We start from the raw sequence: 22,505 nt of genomic DNA on the forward strand, positions 1-22,505 counted from the left end.
GTAAATGAGACTTAACGAAGAGTAAAAGGCTTTTAGCCGAACCCTTCGGGCTGCGTTTGTTGGTCTTTTCTACTTCGTCATCGGCTTTTCGTGTAGCCAGCTACACCACAAAGCCTCTTCCTTGTATGAAAACCCAACAATTCGCAGCAAAAACAACCACGAAAGATCAACAGCCCCTAATCTTCTGCAAGATTCTCTACCGCCTTAGTGCATTCAACTTAGCTTGAGTGATCCCAAAGACACTGCCGACCGCGAAGGTGAAATCATCTGCAATTTCTCCAGCTTCAATTCCGGTGAAAATTTCAATGGCTTGAGTCACATGCTCAATCGGCCAAATATGAAATTCCCCTTTGGCAACGGCGGTTCTGACTTCAAGCGACAACATCAAGTTTTGCACATTCGATTGTGGAATGATCACCCCTTGAGAGTGCTGGCGTCCTTTAATTTTACATACCTCAAAGAAGCCTTCGATTTTCTCATTCACACCACCAATTGGCTGCGCTTCACCAAACTGATTCATAGAACCGGTAATAGCAATATCTTGGCGTAACGGCAATTTGGAGTAAGCAGACACTATCGCGCAAACCTCTGCCATTGAAGCGCTATCTCCATCTACGCCACCATAAGACTGCTCAAAAGTAATATGCGTCGTCAGTGGGATTTTTGCGCTGCGACCTAAAATCGATGCCAAATATGCCGACAAGATCATCACCCCTTTCGAGTGAATACTGCCACCTAAATCGACATTACGTTCGATATCTAAAATATCGCCGTCACCAAATGCCGTCGTGGCGGTAATTCGATTGGGCGCGCCAAACATGTGATCGGTGGTGGATAACACAGATAACGCATTGACCACACCCACCGCCGAGCCTTGGGTTTTAATCAAAGTGGTGCCATTGGTGAACGTTTCCATCACATTGTCTTGCACTCGATTAACCCGCAACTCTTGGTTACTCAAAGCTTGATCAACATGAGAAGCGCGGATCAAATTCGACTTCGCTCCACGCGCCACATAATTAGATTCACGCAATAAATTGGCAATATGAGCCGAATGCAAAGACAACTTATTTTGATTACCCGACATACGCGAGCTGTGTTCGATGATCTTGGCGATGGCTTTTTTATCGCAGTGCAACATACCGTTGTCGTGCACAATGCTGGAAATAAAACGCGCATAATGCATTTCGGCATCTTGAGTTCTCGGCATTTCATCTTCAAAATCGGCGGTCACTCGAAATAGCTCACTAAACTCCGGATCGTAATGTTGCAGCAGTTGATAAGTATTATAATCACCAAATAAAATGATCTTTACATCCAAGGGAATAGGCTCAGGATCGAGCGAGACCGCACCACTTAGCGTCACCTCTTTTTCCAGTGACGTTAAGCTTAATTGCCGAGCCCGTAATGCGCGCTTAATACCATCCCACACATAAGGCTGTTCTAACACTTTAATCGCATCAAGCAGCAATACCCCGCCATTGGCTTTATGAATGCTGCCCGATCGGATCAATGAGAAATCGGTAAACACGGTGCCTTTATAAGTGGCGGTTTCTACACAACCAAATATGCTGTGATAATTTGGCGTATCTTCCACCACAATTGGAAAGGTATTTTGTTGTTGATTAACCAATACGTTAATGCTGTAACGACGCGGCAATTTTCCGTCTAAAGAGGCAGATGCGATCTCATTTTGCTCATCGCTTTCTTGTAAGAAGATATCAACATTTTCGACAATGTCTTTTTGCAGTTTAGTTAAGTGTTGCTTAATTTCAGGGTGATCGGAATAGGTCTCTTTTAACGCTTTAATTTGATAAGCCAACACCTCTAACGTGGTTTCATCATTGAGTTTTTTTAACTTATCACTGAATGACTCTTCCCATTCGGTGAGCTGGCGCACCATGCCACGCAACTTAAATTCAAGTGCATCAATGGTGGTACGAAAGTAATCTTGCTCTTTACGGGTCAATGCATCAAAGGTTTCTTCGTTATGCATCGTTTCATCATCAAACATGGCGATAAATTCATAGTCGCCTTGCATGGTCACCGTTAAGCTTATCCGCTTATCTTTGGCTTCTTTGGTGATCTCTTCTAACGCGCTTTGCTGTTTTTGATTGAGCTGATTTTTAAGCTTTTCCGAGCGATTAAAATACACTTCGTTATCAAAAGCTAACGGCAGAGCTTTAACCAATTTACCTAACAGTTTTTCAATATCTTGACGCAACTGCTTACCCAAACCCACCGCTAATTTCAGCACCTTTGGCTTACGCAGATCTTCGAAATTGGTAACATAACACCAATCAAATATTTGTAAGTCATCGGGTTGATGGCGATTTAGATAACGCAAGATCATGGTGCGTTTGCCTAACCCATTTTGCCCAGAAGCGTAAATATTGTAGCCTTTGTCTTTTATCGACATAGCAAATTCGACCGCTTTTTGCGCGCGCTCTTGCCCGACTATTTCATCAATCGGCGGGATATCTTTGGTCGATTTACAAGGAAGCTGATCAAGATCGGCTGGGTTGTAAAGCTGGTCGGCATCGAGAGTATGAAGAAGCGATGCAGGAGATGTTGAATACATATTTTCAGGATGAAGATCGGTTGGATGCGAATTTTTCGACATAAGCAATCCTTACTTAGTTAAAAATCATGAAACTACTGTAGCATTGCATCCTTTTAGAATAGTACGTTTTTATCGTAGTTTGAGGTATTTAGGTTAAATTGAGGCTTAAACGGTTAAATTTCAAGCAAGTTATTAGCCAATAATAATGTTGTCAACTAAGGTAATTGGGTAACCCATTCCATACATGACTGTTTGATTTCGTCCATAGGAGACATTTATGACCTTATCCCCTTTTCATCTTGCAATCCCTGTTTATGATATCGATTTAGCCCGTGATTTTTATCATGATATTTTTGGACTTGAAGAAGGTCGTTCTAGCAAAGATTGGGTTGATTTTAACTTTTATGGCCATCAACTGGTCATCCATAAACACCCAAAAACCACTACTCAAGAACATGCTTATACTAATGCAGTCGATGGTCATCATGTTCCTGTACCTCACTTTGGTATTGTATTGCAATGGCAACAGTGGGAAGCACTCGCCGAACGATTAAAGCATTTTAATATTGAATTTGTGATTGATCCTTACATACGTTTTCAAGGTCAAGTTGGGGAGCAAGCGACAATGTTCTTCTTCGACCCTTGTGGTAACGCCTTGGAATTCAAAGCGTTTAAGGACATGAATCAACTCTTTGCTAAATAGTTTATTATTGGGCATTCTGAAGCGATTAAATTTGTTTCGACATAAAATTCGGTGAGTTAATTAGAGGGAATAAATGAAATTATTGATCATTGGCGCTACTGGATTAGTTGGGCGACACGTTTTGGATCTCGCATTAGCCGACCCAAGAGTGACCGCCATTATCGCTCCAACTCGTAGAGCGTTAACCACTCACCCTAAATTGATTTCCACCATGATCGATTTCGAGCAACTCTCCGCCGAACAATCATGTTGGAATGTTGATGCCGTGATCTGTACGTTAGGTACCACAATTAAGTCTGCAGGATCGAAAGCCGCGTTTAAACGTGTCGATCATGATTACCCATTAATGGTCGCGCGGCTTGCTCACCAACATGGAGCATCCAGCTATATTCTTAACTCTGCCCTAGGTGCCAACCCGTCTTCAAAAGTCTTTTATAACCAAATAAAAGGTGAAGTAGAACAAAATTTACAAACCATCGGCTTTGACTCTTTAACCTTTGTTCAACCTGGTTTAATCGGTGGCAAACGGGATGATTTTCGATTTGGCGAACGAATATTAGCAATCGCTTTAACATTAACTCAGCCATTATTACCTAAGCGATGGCGCATTAGCCCTGCCAGTAATATTGCACAAGCTCTGTTAGATTCAGCCGTAGAATCTAAGCCTGGTTGCCATCGTATTCGTTCGGCTCAATTAGCAAATTAATTCTCATAACTTCGATAAGATAAATTTAACTCAAAAAAGTTAAAGGTAATCAGCCATTCAGGCTATATTCCCCCATTATGAAACAAGGAGGTTTCAGTATGATCAAACAAGTCGGTAATACCGTAATTCAACTCAAGCATAAGGCTACTTGTCACTGCGGATCCGTGGTGCTTGAGCTAACTCTACCTAATGGTATCGAGAATCCACGCCGATGTGATTGTTCAATTTGCAGAAGAAAAGGCGCAATTGTGGGTTCCGTCGATTTATCTGGTATTCGTATTATTAAAGGTGAGGAAGTATTAAAGCTTTATCAATTTAATACAGAGATCGCCAAACATTATTTTTGTTCAAATTGCGGTATCTACACCCATCATCAACGTCGTTCTAATCCGAATGAATACGGTTTTAATATTGGGTGCCTTGAGGGCGTTAATCCGTTTGATTTAGGGGATATTGTCACAAGTGATGGTGTCAATCACCCTGCAGATAAATGATAGACAACGCCATAACTGCATCTTTATGGATACGCTATGGCGTTTATGGACAAGTTTCATTTATGGACAAATATCGCAATGTTGAATTAGAAGCGCATGGATTAAGAAGCGGAAACTCATCGCCAGCGCAACACTCGCTTCTCAATTTGCCCAATAACAAAACTAATGATAACCCCGAGTAATGACAATATTGCCACGCCAGTAAACAGTCGGTCGAGATCATATAATGAACCAGCTTCTAAAATATACGCGCCAATACCATATTCCGCCCCGAGCATTTCCGCCGCGACCAGTAGAATAATGGCAATCGCTAAGCTGACACGTAAACCAGATAAAATACCTGGCATTGCACCTGGTAATACAATTTTTCGCACAATCGACAACCACGACATCGAAAAACTCTGCCCCATGCGAATAAGTGAACGATCGACATTATCGACAGCGCCATAGGTTGCGACCACCGTTGGCGTAAAAGTGCCAAACGCGATCAATGCATATTTAGAAGCTTCATCAATTCCAAACCAGATCACAAATAATGGCAACAATGCAATTTTAGGAATTGGAAAAATAGCGGAAATCAAAGGCACTAAGCCCGCCCGAGCCAATGAAAACAGTCCGATGATTAAGCCTAAACCGATCCCAACAACCACGCCGATACTAGCACCAACCGCTAAACGAGTTAACGAAGGTAGTAACTGCTGCCACAATAAACCGCTTTGGTATAAATCGACAAAGGTTGCCCATACATTTGACGGCATTGGCATGGTGAGCGGTGAAAGAAACCCCGTTCGAGAACCTAACTCCCACAACAAAATCAATACGATAAAAGTGCAAACACCAATCCAAACTTTAGGCTGTGGGTCAAAACCACCACCACGAAAGGGAACCGCTTTTCGAGTTGCATTATCCATCAATCAACTCCCCTTCTGCCGCCATCGCTTCATCTCGCATCAAGTCCCATAAATACGCTTGTTTTTCGGTTAAAGTGGCATTTCCTGCAAGACGCTCACTCAGCGGAATATCAATATCGACGACCTTATGAATACAGCCGGGACGACGTGATAACACCACAATTTTATGTCCAAGACGGACGGCTTCATTTAAGTTATGCGTCACATACACGGCAGTAAATGGCTCTTTAGTCCAAAGATGAACCAAATCATCCATTAATAGCTCACGAGTTTGGCTGTCTAATGCCGATAACGGTTCATCCATTAACATCACCGCCGGTTTTACCGCTAACGCACGAGCAATCGCCACACGTTGTTTCATACCACCAGACAATTGCTTAGGTAATGCTTGACGAAAATCGGTTAAATTCGTGCGCGTCAATACATCCGTAATAATGTCATTTACTTGTGCTTTAGATAATTTATGATCTTCTAACACCACACTAATATTCCCTTCTACCGTGCGCCAAGGCAATAAAGCAAAATGTTGAAAAACATACGTTAATGGATTCAAACAAGCTTGTGGTGGTTCGCCAACTTGAAATATTTGCCCAGAAGTCGCCTGTTCTAAACCGCCAATTAAGCGTAATAATGTCGATTTCCCACAACCAGAAGGGCCAACAATACACACAATTTTTCCCGCCGGAATATCTAAAGTGATATCTCTCAGCACTTCCATTTGTCCGTATGAATGGCCGAGTTGTTCAATGCTTAAATTCATTTTTTTCCCTTGGCATTTATTTGGTATCAGGCTTTTCATCAACCGTTTTAACGTAACTGGTATCTACGATATCGGTTAATTTAATCGACGCTTTCACCATTTTTCCTTGCTGAAACCAATCCAATTGATTTTGCAAAGACGCCATATTGAGGAAGTTGTCCGCATTTAAACGCATCGAACCGTTAATAATACTTGGTGCGGCTTTTTCTAACGGACGATCGGTATAAATATATTTATGGATCAATTTCACCATATCATCTTGGCCTTGCTGACCAGCAGTATGATCCACCATTGCGGCATTATAATCCGCAGCACCTTTGGCTAACGCAGTTAAAAATGCTTGAGTTTGATCTCTTTCATCATTGGCATTTTTAGTCGACGTAAATACGGTGGTTACCTGATAATTTGGCAGGTAATCAGACACATTACCGATAATATGAACCGCTCCGCTGTCGGCTAATGGTTTGGCAATATGTGGAACAATCGACCATGCATCGACTTGACCAGACTTTAAAGCGCCAATAATCGCGCCGACTTTTTGTAGTGGTTTAAATCTAAGATCAACGCCTTCTTGTTGATCTATTTGTGAACCAACATAATGAAAAGAAGATCCTTTTTGGGAAATTGCCCAGACCTTACCATCGAGCTTTGATGGATCGGTGACACCCGATTCAAAGGCTTTATTCGATACGACTATTTTTTGCCCATTAACCTTGGGATCTTCAGTTAAAGACCCACCAATTATCTTAATCGCCCCTTTATCGGCTAAAGAAATCAATCCCCCCGACATGGCTGTCACGGCATAATCAACATCTTTCGAGGCTACGGCCACCGCCATTGGTTGAGCCGCTTGAAAGAATTTTAATTTAACGTCGAGACCTTGTTGTTTGAAATAACCTCGCTCAACGGCAACAAAGGTCGCAGCGTGACTGGTAAAGCGTAATGCGCCCACGGTAATTTCGGTGTTGGGTGTGACCGCTTTATCTTGCGCAAAAATGTTAGCGGTATAAATAGTGGATAAAACAACAAATGATCCAATTAAGGTCCGTAGCGATTTTCTTTGAAGGTTGAACATCCTGTTCTCCATGACGGTTATTTTTATTGTTATTTTTCATATCGTAACAAACTTATATTTCGTTACAGATTTCTTCCATACTATTAACCTATTCCATTTTATAGCTTGAATCAATGCTCAAGCGAGTTTTAAGCTTAAACATTGAATGGCCAAACATGCTGATCTGCGCTCAATCTAAAGTGATGGCATCAACATCATAACAATATCAACCCACGTATCACCTTCGATATTGATTATGGCGAGTAAAAGCAACTTAGGTATATACTGATGCGTGATCTTCTATATAACCCAATGATAATAAACGCATGGTACTAAACAATATGGACATTTATTCTCAACTCGAACACGACTTAGCTCAACGGATCGATAGCGATCGCATTATTAGCCAGCAAGATAAGTGCCTAGCTTATGGCACCGATGCTAGCTTTTACCGCTTAGTGCCTAAGATCGTATTGCGTATTCAAGATATCGACGAGTTGCTTTATGCCATGCGTTGTTGCCGAGAACTGAAAGTACCATTTACCTTTCGCGCAGCGGGAACCAGCCTTTCTGGGCAAGCGGTATCCGATTCGGTCTTAATTACTCTTACCGATGATTGGCGAAAACATCAAATACTCGATAATGGCGACAAGATTTCACTACAACCTGGAGTGATTGGCGCAGATGCCAACAAATACCTCACGCCTTTTTCGCGTAAAATTGGTCCCGATCCTGCTTCAATCAATGCCTGTAAAATTGGGGGCATTGCAGCAAATAACTCCAGTGGCATGTGTTGTGGCACCGCGCAAAATTCCTATCAAACCCTAGACAGCATGAAGATTGTGTTTGCCGATGGTTCAATTTTAGACACCAGCAACCCGCAAAGTATTGAAACCTTTAAACGCACCCACCCCGATTTTATTGGCCGTATAGCGGCTCTGGCGCAAGACACCAAAAGTAACCACGAACTGGCACATTTAATTCAGCATAAATACCGGTTAAAAAACACCACAGGTTATGCGATTAATGCCTTGGTGGATTTCACCGATCCTATCCAAATTATCCAACATTTAATGATAGGTTCAGAAGGCACATTAGGTTTTATTGCCGAGATCACCTACCACACGGTTATTGAACATCAACATAAAGGTTCGACATTATTAGTTTTTGCCGATATTGAACAAGCCAGCCAAGCGGTAAGCATTTTAGCAAATACCCCTGTTGCCGCGGTAGAGATGATGGATGGCCGTTCACTGCGATCGGTTGCCGATAAACCTGGCATGCCTGCATTTATTAAACACTTAGATTTAGAAGCTACTGCCTTACTGATCGAATCACACGCGACCAATCACGAACAATTAGCCGACCAATGTGAGCAAATTTTAAGCCGACTGGACGATTTCAACATCATCGAATCCGTGCCTTTCACCACCGAGGCAGAAACCGTTGCCGGATTGTGGAATATTCGTAAAGGCTTGTTCCCTGCGGTAGGGGCGGTTCGAGAAGCGGGTACTACGGTGATCATCGAAGATGTGGCTTTTCCGGTTGAGCATTTAGCCAACGGGGTACGAGAGCTTCAGCAGTTATTTGAAAAGTATGATTATTCTGAAGGGATCATTTTTGGTCATGCGCTAGACGGCAATTTACACTTTGTGTTTACTCAAGGATTTGAAGCCCAAAGTGAAGTCGAGAGATACGGCCAGTTTATGGATGATGTCACTCAATTAGTGGCAGTAAAATACCAAGGTTCATTAAAAGCCGAACATGGCACTGGCCGAAATATGGCGCCATATGTCGAACTCGAATGGGGCAAACAAGGCTATCGCTTAATGCAGCAAATCAAAGCATTGTTTGATCCGCAAGGGTTATTAAATCCTGGGGTTATCATTAATCCCGATCCTCAAGCGCATTTAAGTGATTTAAAACCAATGCCCAAAGCGGATGATTTAGTCGATCGCTGTATTGAATGTGGATTTTGTGAACCAGTATGCCCATCTCGCACGTTAAGTTTATCGCCACGTCAGCGCATTGTGTTATATCGAGAATTACAACAGCAACGCCGCGACGGCAAACAAACCGCCAAACATCTTGCAGAGCTATTTAACTACCAAGGGATTGAAACCTGCGCCGCCACCGGCTTATGTGAGCAACGTTGCCCAGTCGGTATTAACACCGGTGATTTGGTTAAAAAACTGCGCGCTGAGAAGTATCCAACCAAACAAGATCAAGCTGCACACTTTCCGCTTATCGCCCGTTGGACCAGTGATCACTTTGCCACCAGCGCCAAAATCATCAAAACGGGTCTTAGCATTAACAACATTATGACTAAGCTCATCAGTCGCAAAGGCATGGCGAGTATGCTCAATGGAATGCGTAAATTAACCCATGAACGCACGCCAATGTGGTTAGCCGAAATCCCCCCAGCCAACCCACATAAACTGCCAATGCGCACATTAGATGAAGCCGCTAGCGATCGCAGCAAGATCGCCGATGTTCAACACAATAAGGTGGTTTATTTTCCATCTTGTGTGAGCCGCACTATGGGCTCAAACACTAATGCGCCTTCATTAACCGCGATCACTATGTCGTTATTAACTCAGGCAGGATTTGATATTATCTTGCCGAAAAATCTCAGCGAACAATGCTGTGGAATGCCATACAAAAGCAAAGGAATGGATGCGCTTGGAGATAAAAAATCTCACCAACTCGAAGAAACCTTATGGCAAGCCAGCCAACAAGGCACCTATCCGGTATTGATGGATACCAGCCCATGTGTGAAACAAAGCTTACAATTGTTTAGTAAAGGACTGAGTATTTACGAACCCTCTGATTTTATTATCGAGCACGCCGCTGAACACTTAACGCTTAAACCGATCGACGAAACGGTCATGCTGCACGTCACTTGCAGCAGTCGCATGATGGGGCTTGAAAGCAAGATGCTCGCCCTCGCAACACAATGCGCGAAAAACGTGATCGTACCGGAGCATATTCAATGTTGCGGCTGGGCTGGCGATAAAGGCTTTAATACCCCAGAGTTAAATCAAGCGGCACTGCACCCATTAAAAGCCCAAGTCCCCACCCACTGCACTCGCGGTTTTAGTAACAGCCTAACCTGTGAAATCGGCCTATCGCACCACAGCGGTATTCCTTATCAATCTATTTTGTATTTAGTGAGCGAAGCGGCGCAGTGAGTATGTTGATCGTTATCAACGCATAACCGACAATAAAAAACCCAATAAAACCAGTGTCAAATAAGGTTTTATCGGGTTATTTTGCATGCTATTAACTTGCTAGGCTTGGGTACTCAACTTCATAAGATGGTAACTCTCCAGACCGTTTTCAGTAGTCGATACAATGGTAAAGCCGACAGAGTGATAAAATCCAACCGCATTCTCATTCGCCACTAAGCACTTCAAGCTCAACTCAGAATAATACTGCTTGCCGATTGTTAATAGTTTAAGACCTACGCCTGTGCGCAATTTTTGAGGACGAACAAAAAGATGATGGATAAAACATTCAGGCTCCCAGATTGAAATAAAACCTATGACGTCTTCACCCTCAACGGCAACCCAGATTTGTTCACCATCCGTGTCTCGCTCAAAATCTGACAACTTGAATTGTCGAGTATCTAACCAAGTAAACGTCGCCGTTCTTGATTCTAAATACAACTGCCTTAGTGATACTCGATGATCATGATGAAACTTTCTTATTTCCATTCGTACTCCCAATACACTCGCCATCTATTCGCCAGTAACTTGAATCAAATCGAAGTGATCTCATGAAGGATTGGTAAGGAAGGCCTAAGGCTGGTTATTGCATAAGTCCTAAAACATTTACTTTCTTTTACTGATCTCCACTAAAGTCTTATTCCACGCGGTGTTGCCATCTCGCTTGCTTACATCATATTCAGAACAAAACTGTGAGATAGTCATGTTGTTATCGCTGGTGGCAAGCTTTAACGCCAATTGAACTTGCTGCAGTTTACTCTGCAGACGCAAAACTTGACCGGCATTGGGGTTCTTTTCTTTGGCAAACTTTAAGGCTGCATGTTTACGCTCTGCCGCGCCCGCTCTACGGTCGGCTTCGCCTAAAAGATATTTAAGTTGCGCGAAACTTTGCCCTTTTTGGAAAGCAGGCTCAATCAGTTCAACGCACTCGTCAAAAGACGGGTTGACCACATAAGGATCAATTTTACGAGCTTGTTGGCGCATCCATTTTAGTGCGAGTTCTTCATCTGACATAATCAAATCTTTACCAAGAAAATAGCCTTACATGGTATCGCTCAATAGCAAACCGTTGCAATAAAAAATTAACTGATTTGATTGTTGGTCGCCGAAGGCTGTGTGATCAGCCATCAATATTCTATAAACTGAAAAATATCGACATATCTAACAAACAAAAACGGCAGGAATGAGTACTCATCCCTGCCGTTTGTCTTTAATTAAACATCCAGATTAATCGCAGTTTTTAACACGCTTATCTATTCATTGCACCAGATATTAACCGCGCTATTTTTTTAACCACATCGATCTATTAACCACGCTATTTTTTAACCACGCCTATCTATTAACCACGATAGTAACGCTGTGGCACAAACGGCATTTTCTCAACCAGCATTGGCAGTTTCTTACCACGCACATCAGCAAAGATTTCAGTACCAATAACCGATAAGTTAGTACTTACATACGCCATTGATACTGGTTTACCAGCCGTAGGCCCTGCTGTTCCGCTGGTAACAATACCAATTTCATTATCAGCAGCATCAAATAATTTTGTCCCTTCACGCACCGGCGCTTTGGTTTGTCCCACTAAGCCAACACGTTTACGCACGACATCTTTAGTGGCAATCTGTTGCAAAATGATATCAGCGCCTGGGAAGCCACCAGCACGTTCACCATCAGCTCGGCGCGGCTTACTAATACCCCACAACAAGCTCGCTTCTACTGGCGTGGTGGTGGTATCCAGATCGTGTCCGTATAAACACAAGCCGCACTCTAAACGCAGTGAATCACGCGCGCCTAAACCAATCCACTCTACTTCTTCAAATGCCGTTAAGGTATTGGCAAATTCGACCGCTTGCTTACTTGGCACAGAGATCTCATAGCCATCTTCACCGGTATAGCCCGAACGGCTAACAATGCACTCAATGCCATTTAATTGAATCACTTTCACATCCATAAACAACATGTCGCTGACAGACGGTTCGATGCGAGCCAACACTTGCGCCGCTTTCGGGCCTTGCAGTGCTAATAATGCGCGGTCTTCAATCACTTCGATTTCAACATCACTTGGCAGGTTCGCTTGTAGGTGAGCAATATCTTGCGCTTTACAGGCCGCGTTAACCACCACGAACAGATGATCGCCTAAGTTCGCCACCATCAAATCATCCATGATGCCGCCTTGCTCATTGGTAAAGAACGCATAGCGCTGTTTCCCAGCAGGAAGATCGATAATATCAACCGGTACAAGCGACTCTAAACCCGCCGCAGCATTCGCGCCTTTTAAGCGTAATTGCCCCATGTGAGACACATCAAAAAGCCCCGCGGCATCACGCGTATGCAAATGCTCTTTTTTCACACCTAATGGATATTGCACTGGCATGTCGTAACCAGCAAAAGGAACCATTTTTGCACCCGCTTCTACATGCACATCGTATAAAGGTGTTTTCAGTGGGGTTTGTGTCGCGTGCTGCTCTGTCATGTATCCTCCAACGGATTATCCAGTGTTTTGGTTACGCACTCCCATTCGGGCTTGCGGCTTGTTCTTTCGATATAAATGTCAAATATTGTTGTCGATATCGGTATTATTTCGCCGTCACCCACAATATTAAACCGTCATTTTCTCCGGTTGAGATCAGCGTATGCCCCATACTGGCATCGTAATACACACTATCGCCTTCTTTTAAATCAACCGGTTCATAAAATTCACAATAAAAACGGACTTCGCCTTCCAGTACCAACAAAAACTCTTCCCCGTCATGGCGGATCCACTCTTGATAATCATCAAAATGGCGCGATCGAATACGGCTTTTAAAGGGCACCATTTTTTTATTTGATAATTGACTGGCCAGCAGTTCATGCTCATAAGTAGATGTTGGATGCGGCTTGCCTTGCCCCTTTAAAGTAATATCGCGTCGCCCTACCGCACTGGGTTGCTTTGGCGGTTCAAAGATCTGCGGAATAGGCATATCCAGCCCAGTTGCTAATTTTTGCAATGCTTGAAAGGTTGGTGAGATCTGGCTATTTTCCATTTTTGATAATGTAGAGCGCGCCAACCCCGTTCGCTTGCTGGCTTCTTCAAGCGTGAGCCCCATTTGCAAACGGATATCTTTCAGTCTTTGCCCTAAATCCAGTGGCGTGAGCGTTTGATCGCTATCATCAGACTGAAATTTCATTTTTGTTGCTCCTAAGCTCACGGATATTCCTTATCTTAATTGCGCGGATGCGGCTAAATAACCTCTTAACTCCACCACATGGCGCAATCGATTGCCAAAATCTGAGTTAATCGATAATACAGAGTACGCCGTGTTCAACCATAGCAACAAAGTTCAAAAAAGTGCGGCTTGTAGCAAAATTAGAAATCTTGTTTCTTATCGGAAACTTTTGGTTGAATATTTGACCTATGAAAAGTATGTTATGGAGATATATCACGCTTTATTATGAAGCTAAATATCAAACAAAAAACTTTTACTCAATGAAACTTGTGATGGTTTGCCGCGATAAATACGATTTCAAAGCAAACGATTGCGTATAAATCACTGATCCAACAGACATACTCTGGAGCAAGAAAATGGATATGACTCTTAAGTTTACAGAAAGCCACGAATGGGTTCGCGATAACGGCGACGGTACGGTTACTATCGGTATTTCTGAGCATGCACAAGAAATGCTTGGCGATGTGGTTTTTGTCGATCTGCCTGAAGTGGGCGACACCGTCGATGCGGGCGAAGGTTTTTCACTGGTTGAGTCAGTTAAAGCGGCGTCAGATATCTACTCTCCAGTAACCGGCGAAATCGTTGAAATTAACGAAGACTTAGAAGATAGCCCAGAGCTAATTAACAGCGAATCTTACGATGGCGGCTGGATTGCGAAAGTGAAGATTGAAGATGCGTCTGAATTAGAAAACTTAAAAGATGCCGAAAGCTACCTAGCAGCAATCGAAGAAGACGAGTAAAACTAAAATCCAATCATCTTATATGGTTGGATTTTTCATTTATATTCGCAAATTCAATCATATAAAGTCAGTGGACTCTTTCACTGGCTTTTCCTTTAGGTAGTTTTAAGTAAAAAGATCTAAGTTTAGGGATAACCATGACTAATTTATTAAACTCTCTTAGCAATAACGAAGAATTTATCGGTCGCCATAATGGCCCGAATAGCACCGACCAACAACGCATGTTGGATATCATCAATGAGCGAAGTGAAACCAAAGCGAATAGCCTAGATGATCTGATCACTCAAACCGTTCCTGCACACATTCGCCTCGAAAGTGCGATGGAACTTAAAGCCCCAATGTCTGAAAACGACATGCTGGGACAAATGAAACAATTCGCCAATCTCAATACCATTAAGCGCACCTTTATTGGTCAAGGTTATTACAACACCTTCACGCCTAATGTGATCCTACGAAATGTGCTTGAAAATCCAGGTTGGTACACTGCCTACACGCCTTATCAACCAGAAATCTCACAAGGCCGTTTAGAGTCACTGCTGAATTACCAACAAATGGTGATGGACCTAACAGGCATGGACATTGCCAACGCCTCATTATTAGATGAAGCAACGGCGGCTGGTGAAGCGATGACACTGTGCAAGCGCGCAGGAAAAAGCAAAAGCAGCGTATTCTTTGTTGCCGATGATGTGCACCCACAAACGATTGAAGTGGTAAAAACTCGCGCAGAATTTATTGGCTTTGAAGTCATGGTTGGCAATATCGACACTCTGGCCGAGCAAGACGTATTTGGCGCATTGCTGCAATACCCAAGCACCACCGGTGAGGTTCGTGATTTAACCGACATAATCAGCGCCGCTCAAGCCAATAAAACCCTTGTGACGGTAGCAACCGATCTACTGGCTTCAACGCTATTAAAACCGGCCGGTGAAATGGGCGCAGATGTGGTGATTGGCAGCGCGCAACGTTTTGGCGTCCCAATGGGATACGGCGGTCCACACGCGGCATTTATGGCAACGCGTGAGAAACACAAACGTACCATGCCAGGTCGAGTCATTGGCGTATCGATTGATAGCAAAGGCAACCAAGCGCTGCGCATGGCAATGCAAACGCGTGAGCAACATATTCGCCGCGAAAAAGCGACCTCAAACATCTGTACCGCTCAAGCTTTACTGGCGAACATGGCATCGTTTTATGCGGTCTATCATGGCGCGGAAGGTTTACGCACGATTGCTCGTCGCACTCATCACCTTACCGCGATTTTAGCGGCTGGCTTAAAACATTCAGGTTATGAGCTCGCCAATAGCAGCTTCTTTGATACCATTACCATCAACAGCCAAGAACACACCGAGCGCTTGTATCATGCGGCGCAACATGCCGGTATTAACTTGCGTAAAAAGCCGACTCAACTTGGCATTAGCTTAGATGAAACCACCACTGCGGATGACATCGAAGCACTATTTGCTGTTTTTGGCATTGAATGGAAAGTTGATACCTTTGCGTCGGATATTGCCGCTAACGAATTTGCGGCCATTCCAGAAAACTGTCGCCGTACTTCAAGCTACCTAACTCATCCGGTGTTCAACACCTATCATAGTGAAACACAAATGATGCGTTACTTGAAAAAACTTGAAAACAAAGACTTCTCATTAACGCATGGCATGATCCCACTGGGCAGCTGTACCATGAAGCTCAATGCCGCCGCCGAAATGATCCCAATCACTTGGCCTGAATTTGGCAGTATTCACCCATTCGCACCGCTCGATCAAGCCGCTGGTTACACCGCTTTAGCCGCTTCATTAAAGCAACAACTGTGCGAAATCACCGGATATGATGAATTTTCACTGCAACCAAACTCAGGTGCTTCGGGCGAATACGCCGGTTTAATTGCAATCCAGCGTTACCATCAAAGCCGCGGTGAAGGGCATCGTAATGTATGTTTGATCCCAAGTTCGGCCCATGGTACGAACCCTGCAACGGCGTCAATGGTGTCGATGAAAGTCGTGGTGGTCATGTGTGATGAATACGGTAACGTCGATATTCAAGACTTAGCCGCTAAAATTGATAAGCACCGCAGCAACCTAGCCAGCATTATGATCACTTACCCATCGACGCATGGTGTGTATGAAGAACAAGTGCAGAAAGTGTGTGACATGGTGCATGCCGCAGGCGGTCAAGTGTATTTAGATGGCGCGAATATGAACGCTCAAGTCGGCCTAACAAATCCAGGCGTGATTGGTGGCGATGTATCGCACTTGAACTTACACAAAACCTTCTGTATTCCACATGGCGGCGGCGGCCCGGGTATGGGTCCGATTGGGGTTAAATCGCACCTTGCACCTTTCCTACCTGGTCATATTGAAAATGGCGTGGTCGGTAAAGAATACGCGGTTTCTGCCGCCGATCTTGGCAGCGCATCCATTCTACCTATCTCGTGGGCCTACATTGCCATGATGGGCGGTAAAGGCTTAACCGAAGCCACTAAAGTTGCGATTTTGAATGCCAACTACATTATGGAACGTCTACGTCCTCATTATCCGGTGTTATACCGTGGTCATCATGGGCGTGTGGCGCACGAATGTATTATTGATATTCGTCCACTTAAAGAAGCCACCGGCATTAGTGAAGAAGACATTGCTAAGCGTTTAATGGACTACGGTTTCCATGCGCCAACGATGTCATTCCCAGTGGCGGGTACTTTGATGGTTGAGCCGACCGAATCGGAAGACAAAACTGAACTAGACCGTTTTTGTGATGCGATGATCGCGATTCGCAAAGAGATGGATAAAGTGCAGCAAGGTGAATGGCCGCTAGACAACAACCCGTTAGTCAATGCGCCGCACACTCAAGTCGATTTGATCGCCACCGAATGGGATCATCCATACAGCCGCGAGATCGCTTGCTTCCCAACCGCGCACACTCAAGGCTCGAAATACTGGCCGACCGTAAACCGTGTAGATAACGTCTACGGCGACCGTAATTTGATCTGCTCATGTCCGAGCATTGATAGCTATGCAGAGTAGTGCAAAGAAAGTAGAGTAGCGTCAAGAAAGCAGACTGAAACGAGCACTCAATTGGGTGCTCGTTTTTTTTGATTTGAAATTCATATTTTTGCTGAGATGATCTTAGTCGTATGTATCATCAACCACAGACTTTAGCTAAAGCATCTAAATCATTATTGGTGATCAATTCAAGATTTTCGGTAATGGTTTTGCAATCGCGTGTAACATGCGCTCTGCAATCATTGCCACTGATGCCTGATCGGCAACACCGTTAAAGAGCATCAGAAACTCATCTCCACCAATACGAGCAACGGTATCAATATCACGCATACACAAGCGCAGTCTTGCCGCTATCAGCTTTAATAATGCATCGCCTGTGCCGTGTCCAAAGGTATCATTCACCGACTTAAAACCATCTAAGTCCATAAATAGCACCGCTAATTGGTCATTGCTTTGCTGGGCTGTGGTGATTGCCGTTTCAAGCTTTGTCATGATCAGTTGCCGAGTCGGCAATCCGGTTAAGGTGTCGTGTTGGGCTAAATGTTGAATTTTTTGTTTGGCGTGTTTTAGCTCGGTGATGTCTTCTTTTACCGCAACAAAATGGCGTATCTGATTATTTTTTCGTTTAACCGGTGAGATTGATGCCAACTCCCAAAATTCGTTATCGGTTTGTTTATTTTGAGTCAGTAATTCGCCACGCCATATTTTTCCCGATCCTAGAATATCGGATATTTTTTTTAGCTCTTCTGGTGGCGTGGTATCGGCATCAAAAATATCTGCCCGCTGGCCTAGCACTTCATCCAAACGATAACCCGTTTTACTTAATGCTGACGGATTCACATACTCAATATTCCACTGACTATCCGTGATCACAATTGAGGATGCAGATTGGTCGACAGCCAGTGAAACCATTCGTAATTTGGCCAGTAGGATCGAATAGCTTTGTACAATAATAATGATGGTAAAGCCGATAAGGACCAAAATAGTACTGAGGTATAAAGAAGTGGTGGCAAAGTTATGCTCAACCAAAGAGGGCTGATATGGAAATAGCACCGCCATAAAAGCACGCATAAAATGAAAGAAGCTAAATAAAGCAAAAAGCACGGCTGCCATTTTTCTTGTCGAGCGTTGCTTGCTATTTGCTCCGTTCAATAAAACATAAACAATCGCCAGAGAGATCAGCACCATCGCGCCAGAAAACACCACAACACGAGCATTCTGAAAATTGACAATATAAGAAAAGACAAAGTAGCACCCTGCCACTAGCGGTAGAAATGCAAAATCAAATGCGAGGGAGATGGAACGTTTAGTAAATATTTTTGCGCCAATGAATATCAGCTGAAATCCTATAATATAACCGGCATTGGCAATAAATAACGGTAACATGTCAGCGGCCTGAGTTCGGGTGAATAACACCGCACCAGAAAACCCAATGAAAGACATACCTACTGCCCAAAAACCAATCCCATTCGGTTCGGTTTGGGTTCGCCAAAAAGCCGCTAACGTCATAGCAGAACCAATAGAAATTAAAACAATAACAACAAGCAGTGTCCAATTATCGATAGGTAACACGGCGATACCACCCTAGTCATCCATTACATTTAACCACCACTTCCCAGTGATGGTTTCATACTCGTTCAGTCTCAATTGAAGATAATTTCTGCAAAAAAACCAACAATTAATCACTTACTTAATAGTACTCTCATTAAATATTAATTTCACCAATGAATAGTCAGTAACTATATGATTATTGATTCAAAAAAAATCCCGCTACGGAAGCAGGATTTTGAATATGAAATAACCTTAGCGCTAAACTTAGCGGATCAATTTTTCACATGACTAATTAATATCGCTGGTGACAATATTTGTGGTAGCACAATGGGTGTATCAACTCCCTTTTTATACCACAAATACAAAGGGACACCCGAGCGGCCATGTTGAGCTAAAAACTGAGTGATCTGGCTATCACCATTGGTCCAGTCCCCAACCATAGTCGCAATATTGTGCTGTTTAAATGCTGTTTGCACTTCGACGCGATCAATTGAGGTTTTTTCATTCACTTTACAGGTTAAACACCAATCAGCAGTAAAATACACAAAAACATCTTGCTTAGCGCGTAGAGTATTTAATTTATCCATATTAAACGCCACTACGTTGGACGCAGTTTGCCTTTGTGTTGACGGCGCTTGGACACTTGGAACTGCGTATATCACGGCAAATAAAGGCACCAACGTGAGTATTATGCTAGGCCACCACTTGCCTTTATGTTGTGAATGCTGCCATAGCCCTGTCAACCACAACCCAAAGGTCGATAACATGGTAGCTGCTAACACCAACAGTACATAATTATCGTTTGCTTGACGCATTAACACCCATAGTAAACCCAATACCGTGATGAACATTGGCAAGGAAAGAATACGTCTTGCGGTGATCATCCATGCGCCAGGTTTTGGCAACCGAGTTCGCAATGCGGGAATAAAGCCCACTAATAAAAACGGCAATGCCATCCCAAAGCCTAAGCCGGCAAAAATGACAAATGCGATACCAATGGGTAAAACCAAAGCCGCCCCTAATGCTGTCGCCATAAACGGGCCAGTACAAGGCGTTGCGATAAATGCAGCCAATACGCCAGTCCAAAAGTCACCCATCGGTCCTTTTTGGTCTTGTAAGCGCGAACCTGACGTTAAGGTGCCAATTTCAAATAATCCCGCTAAGTTAAATCCTATCGCACTCATCAGGACAATTAATCCTGCAATAACGCTAGGGCTTTGTAATTGAAATGCCCATCCGATTTGATGCCCAAGTGCTCGTAAACTTAAAATAACCCCGCCGAGTAAGACACACACCAATACCGCTCCTAAGGTATAAGCAATGGAACCTAACTTAGCTTGTTTCTCTGAGCCTTGGTGGGAAAGACTTAATATCTTCAAACTTAAAATAGGGAAAACACACGGCATAATATTCAATAACAACCCGCCTAAAATAGCCCCGAAAAACGCACTAAGACCAAGCAGCCAAGTGTTTTTTGGATTTGTGTTTTTCTGCTCTGGGTTGGTATTGCCACTATTAGGAATAAACGCAACATGTTGAGTCTTGTTCGCGCTAAAGCGTAAGGCGATACCATTGTCCAATACCAACACGCCATTGAAAAAGTCACCCACCTCTTCACCGACTTGTGTTTGCATCGTTAACACATCGCCTGCATGTGAAAATGCTTGTTTGGCATTATTGACAATGGTGTTGTTGATCAGAGGGTATATATGCGCTTTCGCACTATTTATCGAATCTGGAAGCGGCAGTGAAAGCGTTAACTTGCCGTTGTCTAGCGCAAATTTGCCTTTAGAATCTAAAGGTTTCGGCAGCTTTTGGCGCCATTGATTAAATTGCTGTTGAGACGATTGAGCGATATCACCATCTCCAACTGTAAGCGTGGTTTTAATCGTTTGTTGCTCGGGTAAACAGGTTTGAGGGTTACACACTAAATAACTAATGTTTAATTGAATAGGCAAAGAAGTGCCGGCCGTAATGCTGCTATCTATCGTTAATGGCGCAAGCAGAACATATTCACCATGATAAATATAATTCATGATGTCGCTGGTTATGAGCTGACTTGGGGCGGGGTATTTCACCTTACCTATGCTGACGCCTTTTGGCAGTGTCCACTGAAAACTCGTAGGAAAACCTGCATCACCCGGATTCTCCCAGTAACCGTGCCAACCTTGCTGCGGTTTCATTCTTAAGGCCAGGTCTTGAGTGTGACCGACGACGGGTTGAGTCGCTTCCGTCAGCATAGAAACCGAAATGAGAGGTTGGTGAGTCGCTTGCTGGTTGGCTATAACGGGCAGTGAACATGCTAAACTAGTCAGCCACACCATCAATAGAATCAAACGTTTCATACTTAGTTTCATGAATTATCTCAGTTGATAAAAACGCATTAGAATTAAAAATTGAAACCGCCATAATAAGGCGGTTTCAAGTCTGCATTAAGCCCCATAATGGAGACTCTAACTCAGGCAATAAGCAGTGCGAGTAAAGCGATGCAGATTGCTGATAGAGAGCATTATTTCAGTTTTGATATCGTCTCAAGCGCGGCGCTAAAATCAGCATCTTGAATGGAAGATTTCAAACTAATTTTACCATCTGGCTCGATCAAAGTGATGGTAGGAACTTGATTGATGCCAAATTGCTTGAACAAATCACCGTCAGCATCAAATACGATAGGCAGGCTTGTGCCATAAGTCTTACGGTAATCTTGTAGATCCGCAACCGATGACCATAAGTTGGTTGACACGGTTACCCACTCAACACTTGAAGCATTGGCTTTTTTCTCTAATAGTTCACGTACTTGAGTGCAGGCTTTCGAGGTTTTAGGTTCCGTATCTTCTAAGTACCATTCACACCAAGGACCAAAAAATACCACCCCGACTTTTTTGTTGCTTGAGGCATTAAATTTATAATCTAACGCTTTTTTATCTATGGTAGAAAAAGAAAGATCAGGAACCGTATCCCCCACTTTGTAACCAGAATCCTTTGCGGCAAACGTTGGGTTATTTAACGGCTTCCCATTCGATTTTTCAGCAACAACTTTATCTAACGCTTGGTGGAATTCTTTATCATCCATATGTCCGAAGTAAGCAAACTTACCGTTTTTATCAATTAATAAATGTTGTGGGGTAACGCGTAAATGGAACGCTCGCGCCAACTTACCATCATCAATCGTGATCGGCATAGTTAAGCCCATTTTTTTAGCGAACGCCGTAACTGATGTTAGGTTATCACTAATACCAGTATTAACCGCGATCACTTGTACTTTATCGCCATACTTTTTATAAATATCTTCAAACCCAGGCATTTGCTCACGGCATGGCACACACCACGTCGCCCAAAATTTAATATAAACCGGTTTTTTACCATATACCTGAGCTAGATCGATGGTCTTACCGTCAATCGTTTTGATCTTCATTTGAGGCGCTGGCGTGCCGACCAAAGATTCACCGGCTGATTTAGCTCTGCGCTCACCATCGGCGGAGTAGTCATCATCTGCCGCATGAACATATTGAGTGAAAGCAAATAGACATAAAAGCCCAATTATTGGTGCTTTTATTAGGGTAGTAATACGTGATTTCATAACAAACTTCCTAT

General features: G+C 43.4%; 17 protein-coding genes. 6 read left to right on the plus strand and 11 right to left on the minus strand.

What is annotated here, in order from left to right:
• Nucleotides 1–196 precede the first annotated feature (196 nt).
• Nucleotides 197–2,581 carry a Lon protease family protein gene (locus HC723_RS11300; RefSeq protein ID WP_190339174.1) on the minus strand — a complete coding sequence of 795 codons (2,385 nt, stop codon included), beginning with the start codon at nt 2,579–2,581 and terminating at the stop codon, nt 197–199.
• Between the two features lie 259 nt (nt 2,582–2,840).
• Here HC723_RS11300 and HC723_RS11305 point away from each other — a divergent pair, with 259 nt between their 5' ends.
• The 3 genes from HC723_RS11305 (at nt 2,841) to HC723_RS11315 (ending at nt 4,466) form a co-directional block, all read left to right on the plus strand.
• Nucleotides 2,841–3,266 carry a VOC family protein gene (locus tag HC723_RS11305; protein WP_153448262.1) on the plus strand — a complete coding sequence of 142 codons (426 nt, stop codon included), beginning with the start codon at nt 2,841–2,843 and terminating at the stop codon, nt 3,264–3,266.
• Between the two features lie 73 nt (nt 3,267–3,339).
• Complete coding sequence (locus tag HC723_RS11310) at nt 3,340–3,972, plus strand: NAD(P)H-binding protein (RefSeq protein ID WP_190339152.1); 633 nt, start codon at nt 3,340–3,342, stop codon at nt 3,970–3,972.
• Between the two features lie 98 nt (nt 3,973–4,070).
• A complete protein-coding gene (locus HC723_RS11315; protein ID WP_153448260.1) occupies nt 4,071–4,466 on the plus strand; it encodes a GFA family protein in 396 nt (131 codons plus the stop codon).
• 116 nt (nt 4,467–4,582) lie between these two features.
• Here HC723_RS11315 and HC723_RS11320 read toward each other — a convergent pair whose 3' ends face one another.
• The 3 genes from HC723_RS11320 to HC723_RS11330 are packed head-to-tail and all read right to left on the minus strand — an operon-like array spanning nt 4,583 to nt 7,212.
• A complete protein-coding gene (locus tag HC723_RS11320; protein WP_153448259.1) occupies nt 4,583–5,377 on the minus strand; it encodes an ABC transporter permease in 795 nt (264 codons plus the stop codon).
• Nucleotides 5,370–6,137 carry an ABC transporter ATP-binding protein gene (locus tag HC723_RS11325; protein ID WP_190339153.1) on the minus strand — a complete coding sequence of 256 codons (768 nt, stop codon included), beginning with the start codon at nt 6,135–6,137 and terminating at the stop codon, nt 5,370–5,372. Before HC723_RS11325 ends, HC723_RS11320 begins: the two co-directional genes overlap by 8 nt.
• Nucleotides 6,138–6,153: 16 nt before the next feature.
• Nucleotides 6,154–7,212, minus strand: a complete 1,059-nt coding sequence (locus HC723_RS11330; RefSeq protein WP_190339154.1) for an ABC transporter substrate-binding protein — start codon at nt 7,210–7,212, stop codon at nt 6,154–6,156.
• 320 nt (nt 7,213–7,532) lie between these two features.
• Here HC723_RS11330 and HC723_RS11335 point away from each other — a divergent pair, with 320 nt between their 5' ends.
• On the plus strand, nt 7,533–10,382 hold the full coding sequence (locus HC723_RS11335; RefSeq protein ID WP_190339155.1) for an FAD-binding and (Fe-S)-binding domain-containing protein: 2,850 nt from the start codon (nt 7,533–7,535) through the stop codon (nt 10,380–10,382).
• A 99-nt stretch (nt 10,383–10,481) separates the two neighbouring features.
• Here the strand turns inward: HC723_RS11335 and HC723_RS11340 are convergent, their stop codons facing one another.
• The 4 genes from HC723_RS11340 to HC723_RS11355 form a co-directional block, all read right to left on the minus strand.
• Nucleotides 10,482–10,907, minus strand: coding sequence for a GNAT family N-acetyltransferase (locus tag HC723_RS11340; protein WP_190339156.1), 426 nt, complete (start codon nt 10,905–10,907; stop codon nt 10,482–10,484).
• Between the two features lie 117 nt (nt 10,908–11,024).
• On the minus strand, nt 11,025–11,432 hold the full coding sequence (locus tag HC723_RS11345; RefSeq protein WP_190339157.1) for a hypothetical protein: 408 nt from the start codon (nt 11,430–11,432) through the stop codon (nt 11,025–11,027).
• A gap of 325 nt (nt 11,433–11,757) precedes the next feature.
• A complete protein-coding gene (gcvT, locus tag HC723_RS11350; RefSeq protein ID WP_190339158.1) occupies nt 11,758–12,891 on the minus strand; it encodes a glycine cleavage system aminomethyltransferase GcvT in 1,134 nt (377 codons plus the stop codon).
• Nucleotides 12,892–12,994: 103 nt separating this feature from the next.
• Nucleotides 12,995–13,585, minus strand: coding sequence for a helix-turn-helix domain-containing protein (locus HC723_RS11355; RefSeq protein WP_190339159.1), 591 nt, complete (start codon nt 13,583–13,585; stop codon nt 12,995–12,997).
• Between the two features lie 395 nt (nt 13,586–13,980).
• On the opposite strand from HC723_RS11355, the gene gcvH reads away from it, so the two are divergent.
• Both gcvH and gcvP read left to right on the plus strand, forming a co-directional pair.
• Nucleotides 13,981–14,364 (plus strand): glycine cleavage system protein GcvH, encoded by a 384-nt coding sequence (gcvH, locus tag HC723_RS11360; protein WP_153448252.1) that lies wholly within the window; start codon nt 13,981–13,983, stop codon nt 14,362–14,364.
• Between the two features lie 137 nt (nt 14,365–14,501).
• Entirely contained in the window at nt 14,502–17,384 is a 2,883-nt protein-coding gene (gene gcvP / locus HC723_RS11365; RefSeq protein WP_190339160.1) for an aminomethyl-transferring glycine dehydrogenase, read from the plus strand.
• A 162-nt stretch (nt 17,385–17,546) separates the two neighbouring features.
• On the opposite strand, the gene HC723_RS17805 is transcribed toward gcvP, so the two are convergent.
• The 3 genes from HC723_RS17805 to HC723_RS11380 all read right to left on the minus strand — a co-directional run bounded on the left by HC723_RS17805 (nt 17,547) and on the right by HC723_RS11380 (nt 22,491).
• Complete coding sequence (locus HC723_RS17805; protein ID WP_190339161.1) at nt 17,547–18,935, minus strand: diguanylate cyclase domain-containing protein; 1,389 nt, start codon at nt 18,933–18,935, stop codon at nt 17,547–17,549.
• Nucleotides 18,936–19,186: 251 nt separating this feature from the next.
• On the minus strand, nt 19,187–21,259 hold the full coding sequence (locus HC723_RS11375; RefSeq protein WP_190339162.1) for a protein-disulfide reductase DsbD family protein: 2,073 nt from the start codon (nt 21,257–21,259) through the stop codon (nt 19,187–19,189).
• A 164-nt stretch (nt 21,260–21,423) separates the two neighbouring features.
• Complete coding sequence (locus HC723_RS11380; RefSeq protein WP_190339163.1) at nt 21,424–22,491, minus strand: TlpA family protein disulfide reductase; 1,068 nt, start codon at nt 22,489–22,491, stop codon at nt 21,424–21,426.
• Between the last annotated feature and the right edge of the window lie 14 nt (nt 22,492–22,505).

Origin of the sequence: Vibrio sp. S11_S32, from assembly GCF_014694465.1 — a bacterium.
GTDB lineage: Bacteria > Pseudomonadota > Gammaproteobacteria > Enterobacterales > Vibrionaceae > Vibrio > Vibrio algicola.

What these genes read in the sequence shown, in the direction of transcription:
- HC723_RS11320 (WP_153448259.1), bottom strand. Translation starts at nt 5,377, where the DNA reads ATGGATAATGCAACTCGAAAAGCGGTTCCCTTTCGTGGTGGTGGTTTT.
- HC723_RS11355 (WP_190339159.1), bottom strand. Translation starts at nt 13,585, where the DNA reads ATGAAATTTCAGTCTGATGATAGCGATCAAACGCTCACGCCACTGGAT.
- gcvH (WP_153448252.1), top strand. Translation starts at nt 13,981, where the DNA reads ATGGATATGACTCTTAAGTTTACAGAAAGCCACGAATGGGTTCGCGAT.
- HC723_RS11305 (WP_153448262.1), top strand. Translation starts at nt 2,841, where the DNA reads ATGACCTTATCCCCTTTTCATCTTGCAATCCCTGTTTATGATATCGAT.
- HC723_RS11300 (WP_190339174.1), bottom strand. Translation starts at nt 2,581, where the DNA reads ATGTATTCAACATCTCCTGCATCGCTTCTTCATACTCTCGATGCCGAC.
- gcvT (WP_190339158.1), bottom strand. Translation starts at nt 12,891, where the DNA reads ATGACAGAGCAGCACGCGACACAAACCCCACTGAAAACACCTTTATAC.
- HC723_RS11345 (WP_190339157.1), bottom strand. Translation starts at nt 11,432, where the DNA reads ATGTCAGATGAAGAACTCGCACTAAAATGGATGCGCCAACAAGCTCGT.
- HC723_RS11325 (WP_190339153.1), bottom strand. Translation starts at nt 6,137, where the DNA reads ATGAATTTAAGCATTGAACAACTCGGCCATTCATACGGACAAATGGAA.
- HC723_RS11380 (WP_190339163.1), bottom strand. Translation starts at nt 22,491, where the DNA reads ATGAAATCACGTATTACTACCCTAATAAAAGCACCAATAATTGGGCTT.
- HC723_RS11310 (WP_190339152.1), top strand. Translation starts at nt 3,340, where the DNA reads ATGAAATTATTGATCATTGGCGCTACTGGATTAGTTGGGCGACACGTT.
- HC723_RS11340 (WP_190339156.1), bottom strand. Translation starts at nt 10,907, where the DNA reads ATGGAAATAAGAAAGTTTCATCATGATCATCGAGTATCACTAAGGCAG.
- HC723_RS11330 (WP_190339154.1), bottom strand. Translation starts at nt 7,212, where the DNA reads ATGTTCAACCTTCAAAGAAAATCGCTACGGACCTTAATTGGATCATTT.
- HC723_RS11315 (WP_153448260.1), top strand. Translation starts at nt 4,071, where the DNA reads ATGATCAAACAAGTCGGTAATACCGTAATTCAACTCAAGCATAAGGCT.
- HC723_RS11375 (WP_190339162.1), bottom strand. Translation starts at nt 21,259, where the DNA reads ATGAAACGTTTGATTCTATTGATGGTGTGGCTGACTAGTTTAGCATGT.
- gcvP (WP_190339160.1), top strand. Translation starts at nt 14,502, where the DNA reads ATGACTAATTTATTAAACTCTCTTAGCAATAACGAAGAATTTATCGGT.
- HC723_RS11335 (WP_190339155.1), top strand. Translation starts at nt 7,533, where the DNA reads ATGGACATTTATTCTCAACTCGAACACGACTTAGCTCAACGGATCGAT.